The following is a 7,956-nucleotide window of genomic DNA, read 5'->3' on the forward strand; positions in this document are numbered from 1 at the left end:
ATGGAAAAGCAACCAAAATTTGATTATTCAGATATTAAGTGGCAGGAGAATGGCAAGTTGAAGCTTGTCATCGTAGTAGGTACTCGTCCTGAGATTATCCGTCTTGCTGCCGTCATCAACAAGTGCCGCAAGTATTTTGATGTGATTCTGGCACATACCGGTCAGAACTATGACTATAACCTCAATGGTATCTTCTTCAAGGATTTGAAGTTGGCAGAACCAGAGGTGTATATGGATGCTGTGGGTGATGATCTGGGAGCTACATGTGGTAACATCATCAATTGCTCTTACAAGCTCTTTGCCCAGACCAAGCCTGATGGAGTACTCGTATTGGGTGATACCAATTCATGCCTGAGCGTGATTGGAGCCAAGCGCCTTCATATCCCAATCTTCCACATGGAAGCTGGTAACCGATGCAAGGACGAGTGTCTTCCAGAAGAGACCAACCGCCGTATCGTGGATATTATCAGTGATGTGAATATGGCATATTCAGAACATGCCCGTCGTTATTTGGCTGACTGCGGTTTACCTAAGGAGCGTACCTATGTAACAGGTTCCCCTATGGCAGAGGTTCTCCATCAGAATCTGGATGAGATTGAGGCAAGCGATATCCATGAGCGTTTGGGCTTAAAGAAGGGTCATTATATCTTATTGAGTGCCCATCGTGAGGAGAATATCGATACAGAGAAGAACTTTACATCCCTCTTTACTGCAATCAACAAGATGGCAGAGAAGTATGATATGCCTATTCTCTACAGCTGCCATCCACGTAGCCGTAACCGTTTAGCTTCATCAGGCTTCAAATTAGATGAGCGAGTAATCCAGCATGAGCCTCTTGGCTTCCATGATTACAACTGTCTTCAGATGAATGCCTTTGCGGTAGTTTCTGATAGCGGAACCCTTCCAGAGGAGTCTTCTTTCTTCACTAGTGTAGGTCATCCGTTCCCTGCTATCTGCATCCGTACTTCTACTGAGCGTCCGGAGGCTATTGACAAGGGTGATTTCGTCATTGCAGGTATTGATGAGAAAAGCCTTCTTCAGGCAGTTGATACTGCTGTAGAACTCAACAAGGATGGTCAGCTTGGTATCCCAGTACCAGACTATGTTGAGGAGAATGTTTCTACCAAAGTAGTAAAGATTATCCAGAGCTATGTTGGTATTGTGAACAAAATGGTTTGGAGAAAGTATTAGATATGAAACAAACTCTTTGGATAGTTACAGAACTATTTCCTCCTGATGAAACATCTACAGCATATATACTTGGCGAAATTGCAAATGCAATGGTAGCCAAGTATAATGTTAAAGTACTTTGTGGCCCTAAAATTTATGATAGGCGTAAGAAACTTGATGAGGAAAATAAATTTCATTTAGATGATAGCATTTGGGTTTCTCGTGTGAATGGAGCCAATCTAGATAAGAATAAAAGTCTCGGAAAAACTCTCTCTTTTTACTTAATGAGCAAGCGTCTGTATATGTTAGCTAAAAAGTGCATAGCTAAAGAGGATAAGGTGTTGATGGTAACCAATCCTGCACCTATGGTTCCATTAATGGCAAAATTAAAAAAGAAGATTGGTTTTGAACTCAATATTTTGGTTCATGATGTATTCCCAGAAAATACGCGACCGGCAGGATTTAAATTGCCAATGTATGGATTGTGTAAGAATATATTCGATAAGGCATATTCAAATGCTGATCAATTAATAGTACTTGGTAGAGATATGGAAAAGGTAATCTTTCAAAAAGTATCAAAAGCTCATAATGGTTTTTCAAAACCAAGAATAACTATAATAGAAAATTGGGCAGACATAGAGAACATAAGGCCTAAAAAAATGCCTAGTGGTAAAATTGTGCTTGAATATGCGGGTAATATAGGTCGGGTACAAGGTCTAGATAGGGTAATAGAACAATTGCCGGAAAATGTAGAATTTCATTTGTATGGTACGGGGGCTATGGAAGAATCTCTTAAGAAACAGAATCATCCTAATGTTTTTTTTCATGGCCCATATTTCAGAAGTCAGCAGAATGAAGTTTTAGGTGCATGCCATATAGCTTTGGTAACACTTCAAGATGGTATGTATGGTTTGGGTGTACCATCTAAAACTTATAATATACTTGCTTCTGGTAGACCTATAATGTTTCTTGGACCTAAAGATAGTGAGATAGACCTTCTTGTAAAAGAAGAAGGTGTTGGCTATTGTGGCTGGCCTGACAAATGGGATATGGGTGAATTGATGGCTATGGGTAAAAAAGCACGTAAAATAGCAGAGCGTGATTATGCGAAGGATATAGTTCTAAATAAATTTTTAAATTCTATATAATGGAAAAATTACTGTTTACAGGAGGAACAGGTTTCCTGGGTAAGAATGTTCGTCCGATATTAGATATATTGTATGAGGTTACTACTTGTGGTATTACACAAGATGATATGATTAAGGCTAATTTAGCTAAAGAAATTCCTGTACTGAATCAGCATTATGATGTTGTGCTCCATGCGTGTGGCAAGGCTCATGTTGTTCCTAAAACAGAAGCAGAAAGGCAAGCTTTTTTTGATGTAAATTATCAAGGTACAGTTAATTTGTGTTCTGCATTAGAAAAAGTTGGAGTGCCTAAAGCTATAGTTTTTATAAGTACTGTTGCTGTATATGGTTGTGATTTTGGTAAATTGATTACAGAAGAGCATCCTCTTCTTGGTACTTCACCATATGCTAAGAGCAAAATCATGGCAGAAGAATATTTAACAGAATGGAGTAAGAAAAATAATGTGGTACTAAGTATCTTGCGTCCTTCATTACTCGCAGGAAAGGATGCTCCTGGAAATCTTGGTGCAATGGTTAATGGAGTTCGTAAAGGGTTTTATATGAATATAGCAGGTGGTAAGGTTGTAAAGAGTATTCTTATGGCTCAAGATATAGCCAATATTATTCCATCTTTAGTAAAAAAAGGGGGAATATATAATGTTTGTGATACTTTTCAACCAACCTTTGGACAAATTAGTGAATCTGTAGCAAAACAATTAGGTAAACACAAACCAATTTCAATTCCATATTGGGTTGCATGGTGTATGGCTAAAGTAGGTGATCTCTTAGGAAATAAGTCTCCGATAAATTCATACAAATTGGAAAAAATGACAAAAAGCCTTACGTTTAGTAATGAAAAGGCAAGGCTGGAACTGGACTGGGAGCCTATGGATGTTTTGACTCATTATATAGTTTAGTACTTTTGTTAGACTCTAATTGTATCACTACCTACTATTATGACCCTGCCATGTCGAAAATGAATTTCGACTATCAGCTGGTCAGCTTTGAGGAAAGCCTGAAGAGGGTAGCGGATAGTCTTTAATATGATGATTGTTTAAATAGACTGTTATGAAGATAAAAAGCATAAAGATAGAAAAATTATATGGTAAGTATGATTTTGACTGGGATTTACGCAGTGATATAAATATCATAGCAGGCGATAATGGCTCATATAAAACTACGCTCTTGAATATCATAGCTAGTTTATGTGAGCCTAAAAGCGTACCAGAAAGTTATATCCTTAAGGGAGCTACTTTGGTAATGACAGAAGATATCTCTGTAAAATTCCGTAGCTTTAGGGATAGTTTGCTCAAATTAAAGAAAGATGCTGCCAACGATGAAATGTTGACGGAATTGGTAACGAAATTTCAGGCAGAAATTGATGAGAAAAATGAAAAAAATCTTTCTGATCTTACTCTAAACGCTAGTGTCATTGCGATAAAGCAAGGTGAGAGTAAGCTATCTGTTGGCAACTTTAAGAAACTTCGTATATTCAATAAAATATCTACATTTGATGTTCCTGCACTGAAAAATGAAATGAGTAGTGTCTTGGATCAACAATTGGAAGTTCTTGAAAGTGAATATGCATATTATTTGTCAGATCTTTCTAAACAGCTTTCTGATCTTATTCACCAAGCAGGAAAAGTTGATATGGAAGATATGAAAAAAATATATGCGCACAATGATATGTTTATTGAGATTGTCAATGAAGCTTTTAAACGTACAAATAAAACTGTTGACACAACGAAAAGTAAATTGCAATTTAAGATAGGGGACGAATTGCTGGAAAGTAATAAGCGTTTATCTTCTGGTGAAAAGCAGTTTATCATCGTTATGCTTACGATTTTGTTGCAGCGTAATCAAGAGAGCATTTTAATCATGGATGAACCTGAAATTTCGATGCACTTGGATTGGCAGAGAAATTTGATTCAAAATATTCAGAAGTTGAACCCAAATTGTCAGATTATATTAGCTACGCATTCTCCTGGTATCATTATGGATGGATGGGAACAACTGGTTACTAATATTTCTGATTTGATTTCTGTAAAAGATTAATTGGTATGAGTGAACTTGGACAGAATTTGACCAGTAGTTGGGTTAGAGCTGCTGGACGATTTGGACATACACCAGAAAAACCTCTTGTTATGTTTTACGTTGAGGGGGATGAGGATGTTCCTTTTTGGAAAGAAATCATCAAGCCTTATCTGGCTAAATATGATATTCAAGTCTGTACAAATAAGGCTGTAAATCCTGACGAGGGAAATGGTAAGACCTTTCTATTGAAAATGTCCGGTTTGGGAACTAATAAAATAGTGGCCGTTGATGCTGATTTCGATTTGCTGATTGACGATTATTCCGAATATACTGAAATGGTTCGGAATCATCCATATGTCATAAACACTACATGGTATTCCTTGGAAAATATTCTAATGCAGAAAGTTAGCTCTATTTCCTTGTTAAAGAACTTTTCAAGAGTATTTAAAGGCTATTTCGTGAGATATTTGATAGGGGTTTCGAATAAAAGCATAAAGCCCAAAGGTGGTTTCGGAGGAATGTTGCAGAAACTGAACATTCAAAAATTAGCACTTGAAGGTGATTTTTCTGGTATTGTTAATAGTGAAGAAATTGATGTACAGGATTCTGCTTCTTTTCAGGAAAAATTCGATAAAATGGGGATTGCTGATGCAGATTTGTGGAAACTTATGCGTGGGCATAACCTATGGAATATGATAGTTAAGCCTGTGGAGGAAAAACTGTTGAACTGTAAAATCCATGAGATTATTCAAGAAAACTTAAAGGAAGGTAATCCTATTGATCGACATAAAGCTATGCAGACGTTAGGTATTAACTGTAGCGTGAAAGAATATCTCGATAAATCCTTTTATTATAATCAACTGGAATTAGTTTCTGCTCCTAGGGAAACACAGAATAAGCTTAATCGTCTTTTTTCTTAAGATTCTATTGTTTGGGTATATTTTAAGTATGGTAACATATATTATTATTTTCGTTCTGCTTCTTATAGCAGAACTTGTTTATTTCCGTATTGCGGATAAGTGTAATATCATTGATAAGCCGAATGAAAGATCATCTCATACTTCTATCGTGTTGAGAGGTGGTGGCATCATCTTCCTGATAGGGGCTTGGGTATGGAGTGGATTCTTCGGATTTCCTTATCCTTGGTTTCTGGCTGGTTTGACATTGATTGCAGGTGTCAGCTTTGTGGATGATATTCGCTCGCTGCCTGATAGTGTGAGATTGGTGGCGCAGTTTGCATCTGCGGCCTTGGCTTTCTATCAACTTGATATCTTGCATTGGTCGATGTGGTGGGTGGTTGTTCTTGCGCTTATCGTTTATGTAGGTGCAACGAATGTCATTAACTTTATGGATGGTATCAATGGAATCACTGCAGGTTATTCGCTGGCGGTATTGGTACCATTGGCATTGGTGAATATGAATGAGGAGTATATGGAGCAGAGTTTGGTTGTCTCTACCATCCTTGCTTCATTGGTATTCTGCATCTTCAACTTCCGCCCAAAGGGTAAGGCAAAGTGTTTTGCCGGTGATGTGGGATCTATCGGTATCGCCTTTATCATGTTGTTCCTCCTGGGCAACGTCATCATCAAGACTCAGGATGTTACCTGGCTTATCTTCCTGTTGGTATATGGTGTGGATGGCTGTCTGACGATTGTTCATCGCATTATGTTGCATGAAAATCTGGGTGAGGCTCATCGCAAGCATGCTTATCAGTTGATGGCAAATGAGTTGAAGATTGGACACGTGAAGGTTTCTTCCTTGTATATGGCGATGCAGTTGTTGATTTCATTGGGATTTATCTATCTGTGTCCTGATAATGTAACGTGCCACTGGATGTATCTTGTGGGCGCATTGCTTGTGTTGTCACTTGCTTATGTACTTTTCAAGAAGAAGTATTATCATCTTCACGAGGAGTATCTTGCTTCTCTTAAGAAATAAAGATCATGAATACATTGGAAATAAACAAAGATTTCTTGGATTCTCTTTTTGCCAAGGCAAAGGAGAATCCTCGCTTGCGCCAGAACTATGATCTTCGTACAAGCGCAGAGGATCAAAGCCAGAGAATGCTCAATGCTCTGCTGCCTGGTACTGAAGTGGCGATACATCGTCATCCGAATTCATCAGAGAGTGTCATCTGTCTTTGTGGCAGAATGGATGAAGTGATATACGAGGAGGTGGTATCGTATCTTCATGATGGTGGGGATACCGTAAGAAAGGTTTCTTATCAAGAGATTGAGAGAATCCATCTCTGTCCTGAAAATGGGGACTTTGCCTGCCAGGTGCCTAAGGGGGCTTGGCACACGGTTGAGGTCTTTGAACCTAGCGTCATCTTTGAAGCGAAAGATGGGGCGTATGGGGAGGATGGGAGTGAGGCTACCAGGGCTTAAAGGAATTCTTTAAGAAATCTTCTTTCGAAAACCTACCCGTCTTTCTTTACCATAAAAGAAGGAGTCTTTCGAAAACCTACCCGTCCTTCCTTACCCTTAAGGAAGGCTCTACCTTTCTGACCAAGCCTCTCTTCAATAGTCTTTACGCCCCCTTCGGTTCCCCCAGTTCTGGGGGACAGAAACCCTCAGGGACGAGAGGATGTAACCGCCCTACAGTGCTGTATTTGCCCCACCTGTCCCTCCCCAACGGGAGGGTCCTTAACCCACTCCCAAGCCCTCGCCCTTTCCAAAAGGGCAAGGGATGTAACCGCCCTCCGGTGCTCGGAACCGCTACGCTTTATGGTTGTCGGACCATCAAAGGTCTGCGCCAGGTTTTGCGGGCTGGGACCGCATGGGGAAAGGTGTTGGAGAATGTGCTTAATCTCTAATTATGATGTTTGCAATGAGTAATCCTGTTGAGTATTCTATCGAGCATTTGGCAGATGTTTCAAAAGACATACCTAATATGGTTGTGCAGTTGTCATTTCTGGTAATGAGCGGCATTATCGTTTTGGTATTTGCATTTGCTAAGAATCTCAAAGGAGCAAGAATCGGTGTAATGACCACTTTGCTTATTGAGTATATGTTTCTCATATTGGGTTCGACAGTAATTTATAGAACATCGGGAGATACATATATGTATAAGCTTACTCCTTTCTGGAGTTATGTGGCCATTGCTGATGGGCAGAAAGAATTGATAGAAGAGAATCTACTCAATGTTGCACTAGGCATTCCTTTTGGGTTCCTGCTAAGTTTCATCTGTACTAAAAATGCATTGCTAAAATCATTCTTATTCGGTGCTGCTTTCTCTGCCTGCATAGAACTTTCACAACTGTTTTTCAATCGAGGCCTGTGTGAATTCGATGATTTGTTTCATAATACGCTAGGTAGTGTGGTAGGATGTGGAATAGGTATGCTACATCTCTCACCAAGCCTCTCTCTTGCCCGAAGAGAGAGGATGTAACCGCCCTCCGGTGCTCGGAACCGCTTCGCTCTATGGTTGGCGGGGCATCAAAGCCCTCGCCAGGTTTTTGCGGGCTGGGACCGCCTGGGGACTGCAGTTTACAATTTATAATATACAATTAATAGTTTGCTGTTTATAGCTTACTGTTGATTTGGAGGTAATTTGCTGATAATTTGCAGATTTCTTTCAATTTTCTTGGTGGTTTCGTAGAAAAAGCGTAACTTTGCGACATTAT

8 protein-coding genes are annotated in these 7,956 nt (G+C 39.4%); all 8 read left to right on the forward strand.

What is annotated here, in order from left to right; all coding sequences use genetic code 11:
* Positions 1-1,191, forward strand: coding sequence for a non-hydrolyzing UDP-N-acetylglucosamine 2-epimerase (wecB, locus tag AAAT87_RS05980; protein ID WP_349225916.1), 1,191 nt, complete (start codon positions 1-3; stop codon positions 1,189-1,191).
* A complete protein-coding gene (locus AAAT87_RS05985; RefSeq protein ID WP_349225917.1) occupies positions 1,176-2,318 on the forward strand; it encodes a glycosyltransferase family 4 protein in 1,143 nt (380 codons plus the stop codon). The genes wecB and AAAT87_RS05985 overlap by 16 nt, the downstream gene beginning before the upstream one ends.
* A complete protein-coding gene (locus AAAT87_RS05990) occupies positions 2,318-3,214 on the forward strand; it encodes an NAD-dependent epimerase/dehydratase family protein (protein ID WP_349225918.1) in 897 nt (298 codons plus the stop codon). The genes AAAT87_RS05985 and AAAT87_RS05990 overlap by 1 nt, the downstream gene beginning before the upstream one ends.
* Before the next feature lie 151 nt (positions 3,215-3,365).
* Positions 3,366-4,352 (forward strand): AAA family ATPase, encoded by a 987-nt coding sequence (locus AAAT87_RS05995; protein WP_349225919.1) that lies wholly within the window; start codon positions 3,366-3,368, stop codon positions 4,350-4,352.
* A gap of 5 nt (positions 4,353-4,357) precedes the next feature.
* Positions 4,358-5,251 (forward strand): DUF4435 domain-containing protein, encoded by an 894-nt coding sequence (locus tag AAAT87_RS06000; protein ID WP_349225920.1) that lies wholly within the window; start codon positions 4,358-4,360, stop codon positions 5,249-5,251.
* 28 nt (positions 5,252-5,279) lie between these two features.
* A complete protein-coding gene (locus tag AAAT87_RS06005; protein ID WP_349225921.1) occupies positions 5,280-6,269 on the forward strand; it encodes an MraY family glycosyltransferase in 990 nt (329 codons plus the stop codon).
* Between the two features lie 14 nt (positions 6,270-6,283).
* A complete protein-coding gene (locus AAAT87_RS06010) occupies positions 6,284-6,718 on the forward strand; it encodes a WbuC family cupin fold metalloprotein (protein ID WP_349225924.1) in 435 nt (144 codons plus the stop codon).
* Positions 6,719-7,160: 442 nt separating this feature from the next.
* Positions 7,161-7,721: a VanZ family protein gene (locus tag AAAT87_RS06015; RefSeq protein WP_349225922.1), complete on the forward strand. Its 561-nt coding sequence runs from the start codon at positions 7,161-7,163 to the stop codon at positions 7,719-7,721.
* The last annotated feature ends 235 nt before the right edge of the window (positions 7,722-7,956 follow it).

The organism is Segatella sinensis (genome assembly GCF_040095255.1).
In the GTDB taxonomy this organism is placed as follows: Bacteria; Bacteroidota; Bacteroidia; order Bacteroidales; family Bacteroidaceae; genus Prevotella; species Prevotella sinensis.